Annotated in this window: 14 protein-coding genes; 9 read left to right on the forward strand and 5 right to left on the reverse strand. The window is 70.3% G+C overall.

Annotated features, from left to right (window positions below; all coding sequences use genetic code 11):
* Positions 1 to 47 precede the first annotated feature (47 nt).
* Together ABDW61_RS02445 and ABDW61_RS02450 are read left to right on the forward strand one after the other, a co-directional pair.
* Entirely contained in the window at positions 48 to 3989 is a 3942-nt protein-coding gene (locus ABDW61_RS02445) for an alpha/beta fold hydrolase (RefSeq protein WP_343635844.1), read from the forward strand.
* Complete coding sequence (locus ABDW61_RS02450) at positions 3986 to 5683, forward strand: alkaline phosphatase D family protein (protein ID WP_343635846.1); 1698 nt, start codon at positions 3986 to 3988, stop codon at positions 5681 to 5683. Before ABDW61_RS02445 ends, ABDW61_RS02450 begins: the two co-directional genes overlap by 4 nt.
* A gap of 162 nt (positions 5684 to 5845) precedes the next feature.
* On the opposite strand, the gene ABDW61_RS02455 is transcribed toward ABDW61_RS02450, so the two are convergent.
* A complete protein-coding gene (locus ABDW61_RS02455) occupies positions 5846 to 6031 on the reverse strand; it encodes a hypothetical protein (protein WP_343635848.1) in 186 nt (61 codons plus the stop codon).
* Between the two features lie 133 nt (positions 6032 to 6164).
* Here ABDW61_RS02455 and ABDW61_RS02460 point away from each other — a divergent pair, with 133 nt between their 5' ends.
* Positions 6165 to 7757 carry a CYTH domain-containing protein gene (locus tag ABDW61_RS02460; protein ID WP_343635850.1) on the forward strand — a complete coding sequence of 531 codons (1593 nt, stop codon included), beginning with the start codon at positions 6165 to 6167 and terminating at the stop codon, positions 7755 to 7757.
* 95 nt (positions 7758 to 7852) lie between these two features.
* Entirely contained in the window at positions 7853 to 8407 is a 555-nt protein-coding gene (locus ABDW61_RS02465) for a hypothetical protein (protein ID WP_343635852.1), read from the forward strand.
* A 58-nt stretch (positions 8408 to 8465) separates the two neighbouring features.
* Here ABDW61_RS02465 and ABDW61_RS02470 read toward each other — a convergent pair whose 3' ends face one another.
* From ABDW61_RS02470 to ABDW61_RS02480, 3 genes are all read right to left on the reverse strand, one after another.
* The gene (locus tag ABDW61_RS02470) at positions 8466 to 9203 is read right to left on the reverse strand and encodes a site-2 protease family protein (RefSeq protein WP_343635854.1); all 738 of its coding nucleotides are present in this window, start codon (positions 9201 to 9203) and stop codon (positions 8466 to 8468) included.
* Between the two features lie 4 nt (positions 9204 to 9207).
* Entirely contained in the window at positions 9208 to 10122 is a 915-nt protein-coding gene (locus ABDW61_RS02475) for a DUF2167 domain-containing protein (RefSeq protein WP_343635856.1), read from the reverse strand.
* Positions 10123 to 10327: 205 nt separating this feature from the next.
* Entirely contained in the window at positions 10328 to 13888 is a 3561-nt protein-coding gene (locus ABDW61_RS02480) for an indolepyruvate ferredoxin oxidoreductase family protein (RefSeq protein ID WP_343635858.1), read from the reverse strand.
* Between the two features lie 242 nt (positions 13889 to 14130).
* Between ABDW61_RS02480 and ABDW61_RS02485 the strand changes: the two genes are divergently transcribed.
* Positions 14131 to 14676: an Lrp/AsnC family transcriptional regulator gene (locus tag ABDW61_RS02485; protein ID WP_343635860.1), complete on the forward strand. Its 546-nt coding sequence runs from the start codon at positions 14131 to 14133 to the stop codon at positions 14674 to 14676.
* A 5-nt stretch (positions 14677 to 14681) separates the two neighbouring features.
* Here the strand turns inward: ABDW61_RS02485 and ABDW61_RS02490 are convergent, their stop codons facing one another.
* Positions 14682 to 14867, reverse strand: coding sequence for a hypothetical protein (locus tag ABDW61_RS02490; RefSeq protein WP_343635862.1), 186 nt, complete (start codon positions 14865 to 14867; stop codon positions 14682 to 14684).
* A gap of 225 nt (positions 14868 to 15092) precedes the next feature.
* Between ABDW61_RS02490 and ABDW61_RS02495 the strand changes: the two genes are divergently transcribed.
* The 4 genes from ABDW61_RS02495 (at position 15093) to ABDW61_RS02510 (ending at position 18693) form a co-directional block, all read left to right on the forward strand.
* The gene (locus ABDW61_RS02495; RefSeq protein WP_343635864.1) at positions 15093 to 15977 is read left to right on the forward strand and encodes an EamA family transporter; all 885 of its coding nucleotides are present in this window, start codon (positions 15093 to 15095) and stop codon (positions 15975 to 15977) included.
* A 34-nt stretch (positions 15978 to 16011) separates the two neighbouring features.
* Positions 16012 to 16722 (forward strand): hypothetical protein, encoded by a 711-nt coding sequence (locus ABDW61_RS02500; protein ID WP_343635866.1) that lies wholly within the window; start codon positions 16012 to 16014, stop codon positions 16720 to 16722.
* Positions 16723 to 16831: 109 nt separating this feature from the next.
* Positions 16832 to 18211 carry a glycoside hydrolase family 18 protein gene (locus tag ABDW61_RS02505; RefSeq protein WP_343635868.1) on the forward strand — a complete coding sequence of 460 codons (1380 nt, stop codon included), beginning with the start codon at positions 16832 to 16834 and terminating at the stop codon, positions 18209 to 18211.
* A gap of 35 nt (positions 18212 to 18246) precedes the next feature.
* Positions 18247 to 18693 carry a methylglyoxal synthase gene (locus ABDW61_RS02510; protein WP_343635870.1) on the forward strand — a complete coding sequence of 149 codons (447 nt, stop codon included), beginning with the start codon at positions 18247 to 18249 and terminating at the stop codon, positions 18691 to 18693.
* Positions 18694 to 18752 lie beyond the last annotated feature (59 nt).

Below are 18752 nucleotides of genomic sequence, written 5' to 3' on the forward strand. Positions count from 1 at the left end.
AGCGCCCGCGGGGCACGCGCTGGTTGTCGCGGCCCCTGGAGGACTGGATGGCCGCGCGGCTTGGAACGCCCGAGCCGGGTCCGTCCGCCGTGGACGTGCTGATCGTGGGCAGCGGCTATGGCGGTGCCGCGGCGGCGCATGCGCTGGCCGGGCGGCGGAGTGCGCAGGGACGCCGGCTCGAGGTGGTCGTGCTGGAGCGCGGCCGCGAGTACCTGCCCGGCGCGTTCCCCAGCCGCTTCGCCGACCTGCCGGGCCACGTGCGTCTGGCGCGCAGCGGCGCGGATGCGCCGAGCGGGCGGCGCGAGGGCCTTTTCGATCTGCGGCTGGGGCCGGACGTGTGCGTCGCGCTGGCCAACGGACTGGGCGGCGGCTCGCTGATCAATGCGGGCGTGATGGAGCGGCCCGATCCCTCGGTGCTGCGCGCGCCGGGCTGGCCGCAGGACTTCCTCGACGAGGACATGACGCCCTGGTTCGAGCGCGCCGAGCGCCTGCTCGGCGTGCGGGACGAGGCGGGCGACAACACCATCGAGCGCCTGCGCGCTCGCGCGCCGCAATTCAAGCCACGCCGGCTCGAGGCGCTGAAGGCGCTCGACGGGTCGCGCACGCGCGCGGCGCGGATCCAGGTCGCGATGGAGGACGGGCCGCGCGGCGCGGCGGCGTGGCGGCACCGGGCCTGCATCGCTTGTGGCGACTGCGCGACCGGCTGCAACCACGAGGCCAAGCAGTCGCTCGACACCGGCCTGCTGCTGCAGGCGTGGCGGCAGGGCGCGGAACTGGTCTGCGGCGCGAGCGTCGAGTGGCTCGAACCGGTCCCGGGTGTCGGCTGGCGCGTCTGGGTCCAGCACACCGACGAACTGCTGCGCGGCCGCCAGGGCGAGCCTTTCGAGGTGCTCGCGCGGCGCGTGATCCTCGCGGCAGGCAGCCTGGGATCGACCGAGGTCCTGATGCGCTCCCGCGCGCGCGGCCTGACCGTGTCGCGGATGCTGGGGCAGGGCTTTTCGGCCAATGGCGACGTGATCGCGGTCGGTCATGACGGGCCGCGCGCCGTCCACGCCGTCGCCGACGAGGACCAGCCCGCCGCCGCGCGGCAGGTCGGACCGACGATCACCGGCGTCCTCGACGCGGGACCGGATCACGTCATCGAGGATCTGGCGGTGCCGGGCGCGTTGCGGCCGCTGTTCGACGAGAGCTTCGCGCTGGCGGCGACGCTCGATGCGCTCGCGCGCCCGAACGCCGGTCCGCATGAAGAGCGCGACGACTTCGCCGATCCCTTCGCGGTGCGTCCGTCGGTGACGGATCGCTACCTGCCGCTGGCGATCATCGGCCACGACAGCGGCACGGGCCGGCTGGTGCGGCGCGAGGGCTTCGAGGAATCGGGCGGGCTCCAGGTCGAATGGCCCGGGCTGCGCGACGAGCCCGCGATCCTGCGCCGCCACGAGGCGCTGGAGCGCCGCCTGCGCGGCCAGGGCGCGCGGCTGCTGCGCAATCCCCTGTGGCAGCTGCTGCCGGCGGAGATGGCCTTCCTCAACGATGCGCGCGGTCCGATGATCAGCGTGCATCCGCTGGGCGGGTGCGCGATGGGGGACCGCGGCACGGATGGCGTCGTCAATGCGATCGGACAGGTCTTCGCGGGCGACGGCACGCAGGTGCATGAGGGACTGGCCGTGCTCGACGGCGCGATCGTGCCCAGCTCGCTCGCGATCAACCCGGCGCTGACGATCAGCGCGCTCGCCTTGCGGGCGCTGGACCGGCTCGTCCAGGCCTGGGGCGTGGGCGAGCCGTTACCGGTGGCGCTCAGGCGCGAGCGCGAACGGCCGGTGTTCCGGGATGTGTCGCGCGACGCCGCGCCCGGCTCCCCCGCGTCGCCCACGGTGATCGAGGTGCGCGAGCGCCTCGGCGGCTTCGTGCGATGGGAGGGCGCGCCCGGATCGCCGGTGAAGTACCTGGAGTTGTGCGTGACCTATCGCCCGAAGGCGGTGGTGGAGCTGCTGCGGCCAGGACCGCAGCGGCGGCTGATCGTCGCGCCAGGCAGCCGGCTGCGCGTGTTCGAGGCGCGCGAGACCCGCTCCGGCCGCTTCGAGGTGGTCGGGCCCAAGCCCGGCGATGGCCGGCTGTGGTCGCATGAGGAGCGCGGCGACGATCGGGCGCTGTTCACCGCGCCGCTGGCCGAGGGCGAGCTGACGCTGTTCCAGCGCGAGGCGTCCGGCCCGCTGCGCCGGCATGCGCGCGGGCTGTGGGCCTGGGCGCTCAACCGCGGCGTGCGCGACTGCTGGCAGGGGCTGACCGACTGGGCCGCCGGCCGCACGCCGCCGAAGGCGCCGGGCGCGGCGCGCTCGGGCCTGCGCGAGCGCGCCATCAATGCCTGGCACCTTTCCGGCCATGCGGGCGAGGCGCGCCTGATGCGCTACCGGGTTCGCATCGACCCGGACGCCGTGCTGCCGGAGTGGGCGGCCGGTTTGCGCCTGCACGGCCTCGAAGGTTGCAAGCGCATCAGCTACACGCGGCGCGGCAACCCCTGGACGCAGCTGAGCCGGATGATGCTGAAGCCGGTGGCGGGGCTGGCGCCGCTGCCCGGCGAGCGCGCCATCACGCTGACGCTGGACCTGCACCATCTGGCCCGCGAGCGCCTGCCGCTGCTGCGCATCCGGCAGGCGCGCGACATCCCGTCCGCGGTGCGCGACATCGGCGCGCTGATGGCCTACATCGCGCGCATGACGGTGGGCCTGCATGCCTGGACCTTCCGCAAGCCCGACGAGGCGCCGGCGCGGCGCGTCTCGCGCCTGCCCGGCGCCGTGCCCGGGCTGCCGGAGCCGGCGGTGACGGAGATGGCCGCCGGGCGCTGGGGCGATGCCGGCGCGCAGCGCCAGGACCTGGACCGGCCGCCGCGCCCGGACGACGACGAGCCGGTGCTGATCCGGCTCACGCGCTATGCGCGCCCGGGCGGCATGCCGGTGCTGATGATCCATGGCTACAGCGCCAGCGGCACGACCTTCGCGCATCACTCGGTGCGGCCGGGCCCGGCGAAGCTGCTGTGGGATGCCGGCTACGACGTCTGGATCGTGGACATGCGCACCAGCGCCGGCCAGCCCACCGCGAAGCTGCCCTGGACCTTCGAGGAGGCGGCGTTCAACGACATCCCGCTGGCCGTGGACCGCGTGCTGCGCGAGACCGGCCGCGAGCGGCTGGCCGTGTTCGCGCACTGCATGGGCTCGGTGATGCTGCACATGGCGCTGCTGGAGCCGCGCGAGCAGCCATGGGAACGCTTTTATGCGCTGCGCGCGAAGCTGCGCGACCGCATCGAGAAGCTGGTGATCTCGCAGGTGACGCCGCTGATGGTGATGTCGCCGACGAACAGCCTGCGCGGCGTGTTGATGCAATACGTGCGGCCCTACCTGCCGATGAGCGACTTCAGCTTCCGGCCCGCGGGCGCGCCGGCGCTGGCCGATCAGCTCCTGGACCGGCTGCTGTCGAGCCTGCCGTACCCGGACGACGAGTTCGACCTGGAAAACCCGCCGCCCTGGCCGCCATGGCGCATGCGGCGCACGCCGTGGACGGCGACGCGGCACCGGATGGACCTGCTCTACGGGCGCGACTTCGCGATTGGCAATGTGGACCAGGCGGTGTTCGACTTCATCGACGACCACTTCGGGCCGCTGAACATGGACACGGTCGCGCAGGCGATCCACTTCGCGCGCTGCCACGAGATCACCGACTGGCAGGGCGCGAGCGTCTACCTGGACAGCCTGGCCAAGAGCCTGGCGCTGCTGAAGGCCTTCCCGGTGTTGTCGCTGCACGGCGAGGACAACGGCCTGTGCAGCGCCGACAGCGCGGAGCTGCTGAAGGACTACTACGACCAGGCGGCGCCGGGGCGCTACCGCTACCGGGTGATCGCGGGGCATGGCCATCAGGACTGCCTGATCGGGCGCCATGTCGCGACGCAGGTGTTCCCGCACGTGCTGGCCTTCCTGGCCGAGGAGGTGCAGCCATGAGCGCGATCTTCCGCAGGCTGGCGCCGAGCGCGCTGCTGATCAGCGCGGAGGCGCCGGGTCATCGTGTCGAGCATGGCGCGCCCGAAGGCGACCGCGTGCCGGTGCTGACGGCGCTGAGACCGGAACGCGGCTGGCCGCACTGGCTGCTGTGGGTGCCGATGCGCTGGCGCGGCGGATGGGACTACGAGCGCCTGCCGCTGCCCTGGCGCATCGAGGCATTCGTGCCGCCGGGCGTTGGCCAGCCCGGCGCGCCGTGGCGAGGCTCGCAGGCGGTGGAGGCCTTTCCCGCGCCGGCGGCGAGCATGCCGGTCGCGGAGGACGGGGGCGATGACCTCCCCGCCATCGCGATGGACGGTCTGCTGCTGCTGGCGCTGTACCTGGAGCCGCGCGCGCTCGCGATGGAGGGCGAGCATCACGGCGTGATGCATGAACTCGGCGAGGAGGAACTGCGCGCGCAAGTGGAAGGCGCGCTCGACGAGCTGCTCGACCTGCCGCCGCATCGCTGGGCCCATGGGTTCGTGCCCGCGCCAGGAGAGGCGCAGGCCGCGGCGGCCGACACGGGCGGCGTCTGCTTCGCCCTGGCCGCCTGCCAATATCCGCCGGGCCTGCTCGATGTGAGCCCCGGCTGGGAGCTCGACGCCTCGCAAGCGGGGCCCGCGCTCGCGTCGCTGGCGCGGCTGCATCGATTCACGCGCTCGACGGCGCGGGGGCGGGCGTGCTCGCTCGTGCTCTTCGCCGGCGACCAGATCTACGCGGATGCGAGCGGCGGCCTGGCGGATTCGCGCAGCGGCGTCGAGCGCTACGCGCGCGGCTATGGCGAATTCAAGGCGGGCCCCGCGCGGCTGCTGCCGCCGACGGTGGCGCGCGTCGTCCATGGCGTCGATGACCACGAGATCGTCGACAACTGGGAGCCGAGCCCGGGTGCGAGTCATGACGGCCACGGGCCGTGGTTCGAGGTGGCCCGGCAGGCGGCCTGGGAGCATCGATGGGAAGCCGGAGCGCGCGTGGGCGGACCCGGGCTGTTGTGGCACGACTTCGACTGGCGCGGAGCGGCGTTCTTCATCGCCGATGCGCGCTGCGAGCGCGAGGCCCGGCGCGTCGCGAACTGGTCGACGGCGCGGATCTGGTCCGTCGCGCAGCGGGATGCCTTCGGCGAGTGGCTGGCGCGCAGCGCGGGCCGGCCGCGTTTCGTGATGAGCGGTTCGCTGCCGCTGCCGCGCAAGCGGATGACGGCGGAGCACGCATCCAGCTGCCTGCGCTCGGACGCCTGGGATGGCTATCCGCACAGCCTGCATGAGCTGCTCGGCCAGGTGTGGCGGCATCGCGCGTCGGGGCTGGTGTTCCTGTCGGGCGATGAGCACCGCTCGGGCTGGGCGAGCGTGGAGATCTCGGCGGTTGGAGGCGATGACTCCTCGCGGGTGCATGTGCATTCGGTGCACAGCTCGGCGCTGTACGCGCCGTGGCCGTTCGCGATCACCGCCGAGGAGGAACTCGCCGCACCGGAAGCCTTCGAGTTCGACGGCCCGGACGGTCAACGCCTGAGATGCGTTGTCGGCGCGTGGGTGGACCACCCCGGCGACGGCTTCGCCGTGCTGCGAGTGACCGGCGCGGGGACCGAGCTGTGGTTCGATCGCGCCGGGCAAACCGGCGAGGAGACCATCGCGATGTTGTCGGGCGGAAATCTTGACGCGTGATCGGGCATGCGCCTAGACTGCGTGCCTTCAAGATCTACCCGTTTGCAGAGTGAAAGAGGTAGCGCCGCCCGAGTGATCGGGTCCCAGCTGGAATGGGAGTTCGCGGTGACGCGATAGAGAGCTCTGCGTGCGACGGTCACCTTCGGGTGGCCGTCTGTTTTTTCAGGCCCGAAGACGGTGCCGCAGGAAAGTGGCTTTCAGCAGCTTGGCGAAGCTCACTTTCCTCCCCTTGGACAGCGCCGGATCAAAGGGTTCCTTCAGATAGGCCGACTGCACCTTCAGCACGAGGCGGCGCTTGCGCTTGGTATCCCTGCTGAGCTCAAAGAACACCACATAGTGGGGTGGCAAGCAGTTCTTGCTCCCCGCGTCGCGTCGCGTCGCGTCGCGGCGACCTCCGACGAGTAGCGTTGCAAGGTCGGCTGACTCCCCGATGCCATCCGCCTCCCGCCTTGCTGTCATCCCTCGCATGCGACACTGCCCCATGACCGAAATCGAGCTCCGTTTCCAGATCCCCGAATCGCAATGGACCGCGGTGCACCGCTGGGTCGCGGGGACCGGCAAGTCAGCCGCCGCCGCGGAGGAACGCCTGCAGGCCGCCTACTTCGACACCGCCGAGCGCGACCTCGCGCGCGCCGGCTTCGCGCTGCGCCTGCGCCGGGAAGGCGAGGTCTGGGTGCAGACGCTCAAGGGCGCCGCGCCCGATGGCATGACCCGGCTCGAACACAACGTGCCGCTCGGCGCCGAGACCCCCACGCTGGATGTCGCGCGGCATGCCGATCACCCCGCCGGCCAGGCGCTCCAGGCCTTGCTCGCGACGCTGCCCGAGGGTGCGCTGCAGGCGCTGTTCCGCACCGACATCACCCGCCTGACACGGCCGCTGCGCACGCGTTACGGGCTGGTCGAACTCGCGCTCGACCGCGGCGCGCTGCTCGCCGGCGAGGGCGAGACGCTGCGCTCGACCGCCGTGGCCGAACTCGAGATCGAGCTCAAGAGCGGCCAGGCGCGCGCGGTCCTGGAGGTCGCGCGCCAGTGGGCCGTCGAACGTTTCGGGCTGTCGCTGGAACTGCGCACGAAGGCACTGCGCGGCGATCTGCTCGCGCGCAACCTGGACTGCGCGCCGGTCGCCGAGTCGCATGGCATCCACTGGACCGGCGACATGAGCCGCGACGACGCGCTGCACGTGCTGCTGCGCGACTGCTTGGAGCCCGTCCTGGGCAACGCTTCGCAGATCGTCAGCGGGCGGCATCAGCCCGAACATCTGCACCAGCTCCGCGTCGCCCTGCGCCGCCTGCGCACCGGCCTGCGGCTGCTGGCCGGCGAGGACGATGTCGCACTCCATGCGCTCGCCGATGGCGCGGGACAGTTGTCGCGGCGCCTCACCGCCGCGCGCGACGCGGACGCGCAGGCCCAGGCGCCCTGGCGCGCCGCGATGCTCGCCGCCTGGCGCGCCGAGCGTCCGTCCGCCGCTCCGGAGCCCGCCGTCTCGCCGCGCGTCGACGTGGCCGGCCTGATCCACACCCGCGAGGTCCAGGGCTGGATGCTCGCGATCATCGGCTGGCTCGCGCGCCCGGAGCCGGAGCACGCGCCCGAGTCGGAGCAGGACCTGTCCCTCGTGCATGAGCGCATCGCGCTGTGGCGCGCCGCGGCGGACAAGCAGCTCAAGCGCTTCGACCGGCTCGACGCCGAAGGCCGCCATCACCTGCGCCGGCGCTTGCGCCGTCTGCGGCTGGCGATGGAACTCGCCTTCGCGGTGCCGGGCGGCTCGGAGGGCCGCCGGTTGTCGAAGAAGGCGCTGGAGGCCCGCGGCAAGTTCCTTGAGCGCGTTCACGAGGCGGCGCAGAAGCTCGGCAGCCTGAACGATCTCGAGATCGGCCTGTCCCAGGCCCGGGAGGAGCTGGCGCTGGCGATGGCCAGCAGCGACGTGCCGGCCGCCGCGAGAGCCGGGTTCTCGCTCGGCTGGCTGCGGCCGCGCCAGAAGCAGGCGTTGGAGAAGGCGGCCAAGGCCGCTCGCGCAATCCCGGCGCTGAAACCGGCGAAGGCATCGAAGACATCGAAGGGCGGCAAGGCCGGCTGAAGCGGGCCGGTCGGCCGAGGTCACTGAAGCAGGCGCCGCCCGCCTCTGATCGGGGCTGGCGGACGACCTTCCCTTCCTCTTGCTTCGAGGCCGACATGTCCACCAGCTTCTCTTCCCACCCCTCCCCGAACGCCGATCGCTCCGCGAGCGGCGCCAGCGGCGCCCAGCCCGCCGGCGCCGATGCCGACGCGACGCCGGACCACGACAAGGTCATCGCGCTGCTGGCGCATGCGCTCGATCCCGAACAACTGCGCGCCGCGCAGGCCCTGGCCGCGCGCAAGCTGCTCAGAGAGGACGGGACGGTCTATCCCGCCGATGGCTGCGCGATCACCTTGTCCGTGTTGATGCAGGGGGCGGGGTTCGACGTGCCCGACCTCTTCTGGGCCCTGGACGTGCCAGCCATGCTGCTGGCCCGCGGCTGGGCCGAGGTCACACCGGGCAGCCAGCGGGCCGGCGACATCGGCAGCACCTGCCGCGCGGAGCGGCACCATGGCGAGGACCATGTCTATCTGGTGCTGCGGGCGGTGAACGAGGACGAGATGATCGTCGTCGACAACCAGGCCGCCAGCCCGCATTTCCGCTGGGCGAGCGGGCAGGGCGGCAAGACGCCGACGACGATGTTCTATCGCGCGCCCGACCCGACGGCCTGAGCGCGCCAGCGAGACCGATCGCACCAGGCGCCCCCGGCGCGCCGTTCGCGCGGCGCCGTCAGACGGCTCTGCCGCCCACTTGGCGCGCCGCGCCGAGCATCTCGTGCACGTCGTGCGTCATGACCGCGAGGAAGGCCGCGAGCCCGATGTAGTACGCCGCGTACTCCCACTTCACGCGCGCCGGCACCGCGTAGTAGGTCAGCGCCTCTTCCGAGTCGGCGCGGTACTTCCACGCCTTGATCAGCTGCGGCCCCGCCATGAGCGCGATCAGCAGCAGCATCGGGCTGGGCCGGTACAGGAACAGCGCGATCAGCACCGGCACGCCGGCGAACCAGATCCGCGGCGACAGCACCGCCGTGATGCGGCCGCCGTCGAACGGCGACAGCGGGATCAGGTTGAACAGGTTCAGGAAGAAGCCGGCGTAGGACACGGCCAGCAGCCAGTCCAGGTTCCAGCTGCGCGCCAGCAGATAGCAGACGGTCGCGCCCACCGTGCCCAGCAGCGGTCCGCCGAGGCCCACATAGGCCTCGGTCTGCGCGTTGTGCGGCAGGTCCTTGAGTTCGATCCAGGCGCCGACGAAGGGGATGAAGGTCGGCAGGCCGACATCCAGCCCCTTCTGCCGCGCAGCGATGTAGTGGCCCATCTCGTGCACCACCAGCAGGCCGATGAAGCCCACCGCGTAGCGCCAGCCATAGATCCACGCGTACATCAGCACCGACAGCAGCATGGTCCCGCCGCTGAGCAGCAGCTTGCCGAACTTGGCGCCCGAGAACAGCAGCAGGAGCAGCTTGGTCATGGGATCAGGACTCCGCGGTCTCGCTCTTCTTGCGGCCGAACAGCTTCATGATCGCGCCGCCGAAGCCGACCACCGCCAGCAGGATGATCTTGGCGAACTTCAGGAAGAACGCGCCGATCACCGCCAGCAGGCCCAGCTTCTTCGCGCCCACGCCCAGCACCAGCGCGGCCAGGCCGTACTCGGCGACCTTGTCGGTGCTGCTGTTGAAGTCGGCGTAGCGCTTGCCGTCGTTGAACTCGAGCGCGCCCAGCAACTGCTGCGCCTCGCCCTTGTACTTGGGCAGGTCGTCCAGGCCGGTGACCAGGTTCAGCGACATGTAGCCCTCGCGGCCCAGCGCATAGGTGTTGTAGTTGACGCCCTGCGGCTCATTGGCCGGCGCGCCGACCTCGCGGGACTTCATCGCCCACACGAGCCGGTGCGTGTCCGCCGCGTAGGTCGGCTCCTGCGCCCAGCCGGTGATCTCCAGCGCGCGGCCGCCCATCTTCTTGCGCTCCTCGTTGCTGGCCTCGGTGCCTTCCTTGAAGCTCTTGAGCATGTCGGCGGCGTCCCAGTGCTTGGCGTCGTCGTCCTTGATGTAGCCCGACTTCTCGAAGCGCAGCGTCGCGAACCAGCCGTCGTCGCCGCGCTGGAAGACCACGCCTTCCAGGTCGCTGTAGTCGCCCGGGTTGCCCATCGCGTGCATCAGCTTCGCGGCGTACGGCTGCGGGATGTAGAGCTTGCCGTCCGGCAGGTGCAGCACGGCCTGGCTGGACAGCTTGACGTCCCTCGGACCTTGAACGATGTCCTTCTGGGCGGCCGCGAAGACCTGGTCGAACTCGTTTTCAGCGGTCTGCGCCGAGGCGGCCGACGTGGCGAGGAAAGAGGCGCCGAGCGCGACGGCGCCGGCCAGGGTCCGCATCCAGCGGGACAGGGTGGTCATGGGAATCTCCCTCGAAACGGCCCGCGGGCCGGAAAGTGCATGGCCTCTGACGGGCCGAAAGGGTGCGAGTCTATCGATGCTCCCTGTCGGTAAAACCGCACTTCCCCCATGAGAGGGCGTCGCCAAACGCCCAAGATGACGAAAGACACGCGGCCCGTCCGGGTTTCCCCGGACGGGCCGCGTCCGCCAAGCGCGTGCAGCAGCCTTACGCCGCTTCCTGCCAGCGCTTGCTGAGCTGGTCCCACTTCAGGCGGGCGGCCTTGACGTGGCGCTCCTTGACGTGGCCGTAGCCGCGGATGTCCTCCGGGATGCGGGCCAGGTCGACGGCCACCGGCAGGCGCTCGGCGGTCAGGCCCTTGGCCAGGATGGCCTCGATCGTGGCGCGGTAGTCGGCGATCAGCTGGCGCTCCATCTTGCGTTCCTCGGTGTGACCGAACGGATCGAAGGCGGTGCCGCGCAGGCCCTTCATCTTCGCCAGCACGCCCATCGCCGGACGCACCCAGCCGCCGAAGGCGCGCTTCTGCAGCTCGCCCTTGTCGTTCTTCTTGGCGAGCATCGGCGGCGCGAGGTGGTGCACGACCTTGAAGTCGCCCTCGAACTGGGCCTGGATCTTGTCCAGGAACTTGGTGTCCATGTGCAGGCGGGCGACCTCGTACTCGTCCTTGTAGGCCATCAGCTTGAACAGATAGCGCGCGACGGCCTCGGTCAACCGCGTGCCGCCCACCGGCTGCTCCGCTTGACGGACCTTCTCGACGAAGGCGCGGTACTGCTCGGCGTAGGCGGCGTTCTGGTAGTCGGTCAGGAACTCGACGCGCTTGGCGATCAACTCGTCGACGCCCTGGCGCTTGACGAAATTGATCACCTGCTGCGCCGCGAACAGTGATTGCACCGCCGCCAGGTCATGGGCGCAGCGGCGGCCCCATTCGAAGGCGGCCTTGTTGTTGTCGACCTGCACGCCGTTGAGCTCGATGGCGCGCATCAGCGCGGCGTGGCTCAGCGGCACGCGGCCCTTCTGCCACGCATAGCCCAGCATCAGCGGATTGGTGTAGAGCGAGTCGCCCAGCAGCTTCACCGCGACCTCTTCCGCGTCGAACATGCCCAGATGCGACGCGCCGACGGCCTTCTGCACCGCGGCCTCGCAGGCCGCGCCGGGGAAGGACCAGTCCGCGTTGTTGACCAGCGTGGCGGTGGGCGAGCCGTGGGTGTTCAGCGCGACGAAGCTGCGGCCCTCGCGCATCACGGCCAGCGTGGTCTTGTTGGCGGCGACGATGGAATCGCAGGCGATGACGAGGTCGGCCTCGGCGGTGCCGACCTTCGTGCAGTAGATCGCGTCCGGCGAGTTGGCGATCTGGATGTGGCTCCAGGTCGCGCCGCCCTTCTGCGCCAGGCCGGCCGCGTCCTGCGTGACGACGCCCTTGCCCTCCAGGTGCGCGGCCATGCCCAGCAGTTGACCGATGGTGATCACGCCGGTGCCGCCGACGCCGGCCACGACGATGCCCCAGGCCTCGGACGCGTTGGGCACCACCGGCTGCGGGATCGCCGGCAGCGAGGCGTCGAAGGGGCTGACGCGCTTGTCCTTCTTCGGCTTCCTGAGCTCGCCGCCCTCGATGGTGACGAAGCTCGGGCAGAAACCCTTCACGCAGGAGAAGTCCTTGTTGCAGGTGTTCTGGTTGATCTGGCGCTTGCGGCCGAACTCGGTCTCGAGCGGCTCGACCGACAGGCAGTTCGATTGCACCGAGCAGTCGCCGCAGCCTTCGCAGACGAGCTCGTTGATGACGGTGCGCTTGGCCGGGTCGGCCAGCTTGCCGCGCTTGCGGCGGCGGCGCTTCTCGGTGGCGCAGGTCTGGTCGTAGATGATGACCGTGGTGCCGGGGATCTCGCGGAACTGGCGCTGGATGGCGTCGAGTTCGTCGCGGTGATGCACGGTCACGCCGGCGGCGAGCGGCTTGCCGTCGTACTTCTCCGGCTCGTCGGTGACGATGACCAGCTTGGCGACGCCTTCGCTGATCAGGCTGTTCATGATCTGCGTGACGCTGTGGCCCTCGGGGCGCTCGCCGACCTGCTGGCCGCCGGTCATGGCGACGGCGTCGTTGTAGAGCACCTTGTAGGTGATGTTCACGCCGGCGGCGATGGACTGGCGGATCGCCAGGATGCCGCTGTGGAAGTAGGTGCCGTCGCCGAGGTTGCTGAAGATGTGCTTCTCGTCGGTGAACGGGGCCTGGCCGACCCAGGGCACGCCCTCGCCGCCCATCTGGGTGAAGGTCGCGGTGTTGCGGCCCGGCATCCACGTGACCATGTAGTGGCAGCCGATGCCGCCGACGGCGCGCGAGCCGTCCGGCACGCGGGTGCTGGTGTTGTGCGGGCAGCCGGAGCAGAACCAGGGCGTGCGGTCGGCGCCGCCGGCGGTCTTCTCCTCGCTTTTGAGCGACTGCTCCTTGGCGTCGATCAGCGCGACGCGCGTGTCCAGGCGCGCGGCGGTGTCGGCGTCCACGCCCAGCTTCTTCAGGCGCTTGGCGATGGCGCGGGCAATGATGGCCGGCGTCAGGTCGGCCTGCGGGCGCAGCAGCCAGTTGCTGCTGGGGTTGGGGCGCGACCACTCGCCACCGCTCATGTCGCCTTCGGTCTCGTCGAACTTGCCGAGCACGTTCGGGCGCACGTCCGGGCGCCAGTTGTACAGCTCTTCCTTGAGCTGGTACTCGATCATCTGGCGCTTCTCCTCGATGACGAGGATCTCCTGCAGGCCGGTGGCGAAGTCGCGGGTGATGGTGGCCTCCAGCGGCCACACGACGTTGACCTTGTGCAGCCGGATGCCCAGGCGGCGGCAGGTGTCGTCGTCCAGGCCCAGGTCGTGCAGCGCCTGGCGGGTGTCGTTCCAGGCCTTGCCGGAGGCGATCAGGCCGATGCGGTCATGGGGCGTGCTGATGACGTTGTGGTTGAGCTTGTTCGCGCGGACGTAGGCGAGGGCGGCGTACCACTTGAAGTCCATCATCCGGGCTTCCTGATCCAGCGGCGGATCGGGCCAGCGGATGTGCAGGCCGCCCGGGGGCATCTGGAAGTCCTCGGGCATCAGGATCTCGACGCGGTCGGGATCGACGCTGACGCTGCTGGAGGACTCGACGATCTCCTGGATCGTCTTCATGCCCGACCACAGGCCCGAGAAGCGGCTCATGGCGAACGCGTGCAGACCCATGTCGAGGATGTCCTGGACGCTGGACGGGAAGAAGACGGGGAAGCCGACGGCCTTGAAGACGTGGTCGCTCTGGTGGGCGGCGGTGGAGCTCTTGGCGATGTGGTCGTCGCCGGCGATGGCGATGACGCCGCCATGCGCGGAAGTGCCGGCCATGTTGGCGTGCTTGAAGACGTCGATGCAGCGGTCGACGCCGGGGCCCTTGCCGTACCACATGCCGAAGACGCCATCGAACCTGGCCTTCTCGGGGAACAGGGCCATCTGCTGGGTGCCCCAGACGGCGGTGGCGCCGAGTTCCTCGTTGACGCCGGGCTGGAAGACGATGTTCTGCTTGGCCAGGTGCTTCTTGGCGGCCATCAGGGCCTGGTCGTAGCCGCCCAGCGGGGAGCCGCGGTAGCCGGAGATGAAGCCGGCGGTGTTCAGGCCGGCGATGGCGTCGCGGGTGCGCTGCAGCATCGGCAGGCGGACCAGGGCCTGGACCCCGCTCATGAAGGCGCGCCCTTCATCGAGGGCGTACTTGTCGTCCAGCGTGACCTTTTCTAGCGCACGCAGGATGTGTTCGGGCAAGGGGGCGTTCATGGGGGGAGTCTCCTGATGGGGGGCTGACCTTGGTCCCGCTTGTGGCGGACCGCGAGCCTGGGCTGCCGTCACGCCGAGTATGTTGGCGTGCGCAAAACGCAGCGATCAGTGTAGGAAACATTGCCCGGCGAGTGTTTGCTCGTTCTGCGCCGTGAGGCGCTGCTTGAGCAAGAATCTTTCCCGAAATGGCGAAAGGGATTCGTATGGCATCGAAAACTGGCTCATCAGGGAAAACCATGAGGATGACGGCGGCGTCCGCGGGCGCCGAGGAGCACGAGGACGCCGGAGCGCCGGGGGGCCCCGCGAGCGGGGAGCTGGACCGGTATCACGTGGCCATCCTGGGGGAGCTGCAGCGGGAGGCCCGGCTGTCGAACGCGGAGCTGGCGGCGCGCATCGGGTTGTCGCCGGCGCCGACGTGGCGGCGGGTGCGCTGGCTGGAGGAGCAGGGCTTCATCACCGGCTATCGCGCGGAGATCGACCGGCGCCGGCTGGGACTAGGGGTGCTGGCCTTCGTGCGGGTGGATGCGGATCGCAACAACGGCGCCGCGACGAAAGAGCTGGAGGAGGCGATCCGGCAACTGCCGGAGGTGATCGCCTGCCACTACATCAGCGGTGCGGGCACCTTCGAGCTGGAGGTCATGGCCACCGACCTGGATGCGTTCAGCCGGTTCTCGATCGACACGCTGCTGAACCTGCCGAACGTGAAGGATATCCACACGAGTTTCTCGCTCGGGGAAGTGAAGGCGGGGGGCGCGTTGCCGCTGGGGCATCTTCGGCCCAAGACCTGAGATTCTCAGGATCTGTCACGGCGACAGATCCACGCGGCCACGGCCAGCACCGGCAAGAGCACGAGACCGAAGACGAGCCAGGCGCGGGGCTCGGGCCAGTTTCCGCTGAAATTCCAATAGAGAGAGGGCCAGAGCAACGCCGACAGGACGGTGGTGCAGATGACCCATTCCCTGGTCGAAGATTTGGACATCGATTAACTCCTGATGGGACTGGGCGGCGAAAGCCACGGGTCAACATTAATCACCCTGGCCCATTTCTCTAATTGGGAGAATCTCGATCATGGAAATGTGCTGAAGATGAAGAAGAGATGACCTATCGAAGTGGGCTGTACTGGTCATATTCGTGGGTCCGTGTACCGGATCGGCCGGAGAGCGCGCTGGCATAGTCGGCGATCCGCTCGCTCGCCTCGGCCGCCATGACGCTACCGCTCCGCCATTTCCTGCTCGCGCTGTCCGTCGTGGCCATCTGGGGAAGCAATTTCGTCGTGATCCGCTGGGGCCTGAACGCGTTCCCGCCGCTGCTGTTTGCTGCGCTGCGTTTCACGCTCGCCGCCGTGCCGGCGATGTTCCTGCTCCCTCGTCCCAAGGTCGGCTGGCGCAACCTCGCCGCCTATGGCGCCTTCGTCGGCGTGGGGCAGTTCGGGCTGCTCTATCTGGCGATGCGCTCCCAGATCTCGCCGGGGCTCGCCTCGCTCGTCATCCAGACCCAGGTGTTCTTCACCCTGCTGCTCGCGATGCGCATGAGCGGCGAACGCGTCCAGGGCTTCCAGTGGGTCGCGCTGGCGATGGCCGCCGCGGGCATCGGCGTCATCGCCTCGCATACCGATGGCTCGACCACCGTGCTCGGCCTGGCGATGGTGCTGGTCGCGGCCTTCAGCTGGTCCAGCGGCAACATCGTCGGCAAGCGCGCCGGCGCCGTGAACATGCTGGCCTATGTCATCTGGAGCAGCGCCTTCGCCGCGCCGCCGCTGTTCGCGCTGTCGCTGGTGGTCGAGGGCCCCGCCCAGATCGGCCAGGCCCTGGCCCACGCCGGCCTCGGCGCCTGGGCCGCTGTGCTCTGGCAATCGGTGGGCAACACGCTGTTCGGCTACGGGGCCTGGAGCTGGCTGCTCTCGCGCCACCCCGCCGCGACCATCGTGCCGATGGCGCTGCTCGTGCCGGTGTTCGGCATGAGCTGCTCCGCGCTGCTGCTCGGCGAAGGCCTGCCGCCATGGAAGCTGATGGCTGCCGCGCTCGTGATCAGCGGCCTGGCCGTCAACCTGCTCTGGCCGCGCGTGCGTGGCGTGCTCAAGGCCGCCTGACGATGCTGACGCCGCGCGGGCGTATGCTGGCCCGATGAACCCGCATCGCCGCCTCGCTGCCCTCGCCGCGCTCAACGCGCTCGCCTTCGCCATGGGCCTGCCCGCCCGCGCCGCGCCGGGCTCGCAACAGAACCTGCAGGTCGAGCTGCGCTGGGTTGAATCGGAGCTCAGCGGCTCCACGGTCGCAGGCATCCGCGATGGCAGCACGGTCGTCAGCACCGGCGGCAGCGTGTCACCGCGCGGCGGCGTGACGCTCTCCACCGAGAACCGCGAGCAGCGCCAGCAGCTCTTTCCGCGGCTGACGGTGCTCAACGGCTCGCAGGCCTCGTTCACGATGACCGAGTCGACGCCGATCCAGTGGGTCGACGTGGCGCTCGACCGCCAGCAGGGCGAGCCGCGTGACCGCGTGGTCGTCATTCCGCGCCAGGGGATGGCGGAGCGGGTACGGGGCATCGTGGTCAAGCCGAGCTGGCCGGGCGGTCGAGGGCCCGTCAGCGTCGAGGTCCGCGCGACGGACCAGGCGCAGATGCCGCAGGGGGGCGCCTACGGCAGCTCACTCCCCGACGCGCAGCAGCGCCCCAGCACCGATGTCCTCAGCACCGTGCAGGCGCCGCTCGGCATCTGGGTCACGATCGCGCGCACCGGCAGCGTCGCGACCAGCGCCAGCCGCAACGTCTACAGCACCCGCGACGCGGAAGTGCAGAAGCTGCGCGAGCTCCAGCTGCGCATCGACGTGGCGCCCTGACTGGCTCCATGGAGGTTTCTTCGAATCGCCTTGTTTCGGCAAATTGGTATTTGACTGGTGTTATTTTCTCGCGCGATCCGCTAAGCTGCGGCGTCCATTGGAGGCCCGCATGTCCCCTCGAGTCCTGTCCCGCGTCCTGATCCCCCTGAGCGCCGCGCTGATCGCGGCAGGCGCCGTCGCCGCGGCGCCGGCGCCCGAGCCCAAGGCCGACGCGCCGGGCTACGCGCTCTTCGGCGGCAAGCCGGTCGAGTTCGAACGCACCGGAGGCAAGGTCGTCGGCGTGTACGTGCCGAATTGGGAGCCCGTCGAGCTGATCGAGCGCGTTCCCCCGCAGAACCTGACCCATGTGCTTTACGCCTTCCTGCGCCTGTGCGGCCCCGGCCAACTGGAGAAGGACGCCGCGAAGTGCGCCGGCAAGAAGGACTTCGAGATCGGCACCGGCCCCGTCGACGAGCGCTTCAACGCCGCCTTCCTGCGCTACAAGCAGCGCGCGCCGCATCTGAAGATCGTCGCGTCGGTCGGCGGCTGGGGAGGGTCCGATCCGATCTTCCACCTGGCCGGCGACCCGGCGAGGCGCGCCGTCTTCGCCGCCTCGGCGCAGCGCTTCCTGCGCGAGCATCCGGCCTTCGACGGCATCGACATCGACTGGGAGCACCCGGGCAACAACGGCGCGGCGAACGGCGTGCAGCTCGGCAGTCCACGGGACGGCCAGTCCTACGCGGAGCTGATGGCCGACCTGCGCCAGGCGCTGGACGCGCTCACCGCCGAGACCGGCCGTCCCTATCTGCTGACGACGGCGGTGAATCCGATGGCGTCGATCGTCGGCAGGATCAACTTCAAGGACGCGGCCAAGCCGCTCGATCTCGTCTTCATGATGAGCTACGACTTCTACGGGATCTGGTCGCCGGTGGCGGGCCATCACACGGCGCTGCGCGCCTCGAGGCCGGAGGCGGACGACAGCCTGGAGCGCGCCGTGCGCAACCTGGAGACCGCCGGCGTGCCGCGCGCGAAGCTGGTGGCCGGCGTCGCGATGTATGGCCGCGGCTTCACTGGGGTGAGCGAGACCCGGGCGGGCACGGCCAAGACCGGCGCCTATCCGGGCGGAGAGGGCGCGCAAGGCTATCGCGAGATCGCCGGGCGGATCCTCGATGCGGCGGGCAAGGGCCGTGCGGGCTACCAGTCGGTCTGGGATCCGGTGACGCAGTCGTGGTCGCTGTACCACCCGGCGCTCAAGCTCTGGATGGGCTACGACGATCCGCGCGCCGTGCTGGCGAAGGGCCGCTACGCGCGTGAGCTCGGGCTCGCCGGCGTGTTCGCGTGGGAGCTGAGCCAGGACAACGGCGACCTGCTCAACGCGATGAACCGCGGCGTGGGCAACCTGCCGCTGGCGGGCGTCGCGGCAACACCGGCGAAGGCTGCAGCGGCAGCGGCGGCTGCTGCGGCGGTGGCGACAACAAAGGCGCCCGCGCAGAAAGAACCGCGCCGGTAACTCGCGCGCCGTCTGGCGGACCTACGATCGCGCCCATGACCGCCTCCCTTCCCACCGGCGCCGCGGCGCCGACCACCGCGCCCGCGCGCCTGCGCCTCGCCCTGATCGCCCACGACGGCAAGAAGGACGAGATGGTGATGCTCGCGACCGAGTTCGCGGACTTCCTCGGCGGCTGCGAGCTGATCGCCACCGGCACCACCGGCACGCGCCTGGCCGCGGAAGTCGGATTGACGGTGGAGCGCATGTTGTCGGGCCCGCTGGGCGGCGACCTGCAGATCGGCGCGCGGCTGGCGGTGGGTCTGGTCGACGCGGTGGTCTTCCTGCGCGATCCGATGACGCCACAGCCGCATGAACCCGACATCAACGCGCTGGTGCGCGCCTGCGACGTGCACGACGTGGCCTGCGCCACCAACCTGTCCAGCGCGCGGCTGATGCTGAACTCGCTGCGGGCGGCGGTCCCGGGCACGCGGCCGCGGGAGTAGAGTCGTCCGCCGACACCGGTTGATCCGTCGATCGTCCGGTGAACGGCAAGGAGACTCCG

Origin of the sequence: Roseateles sp., from assembly GCF_039595595.1 — a bacterium.
GTDB lineage: Bacteria > Pseudomonadota > Gammaproteobacteria > Burkholderiales > Burkholderiaceae_C > Roseateles.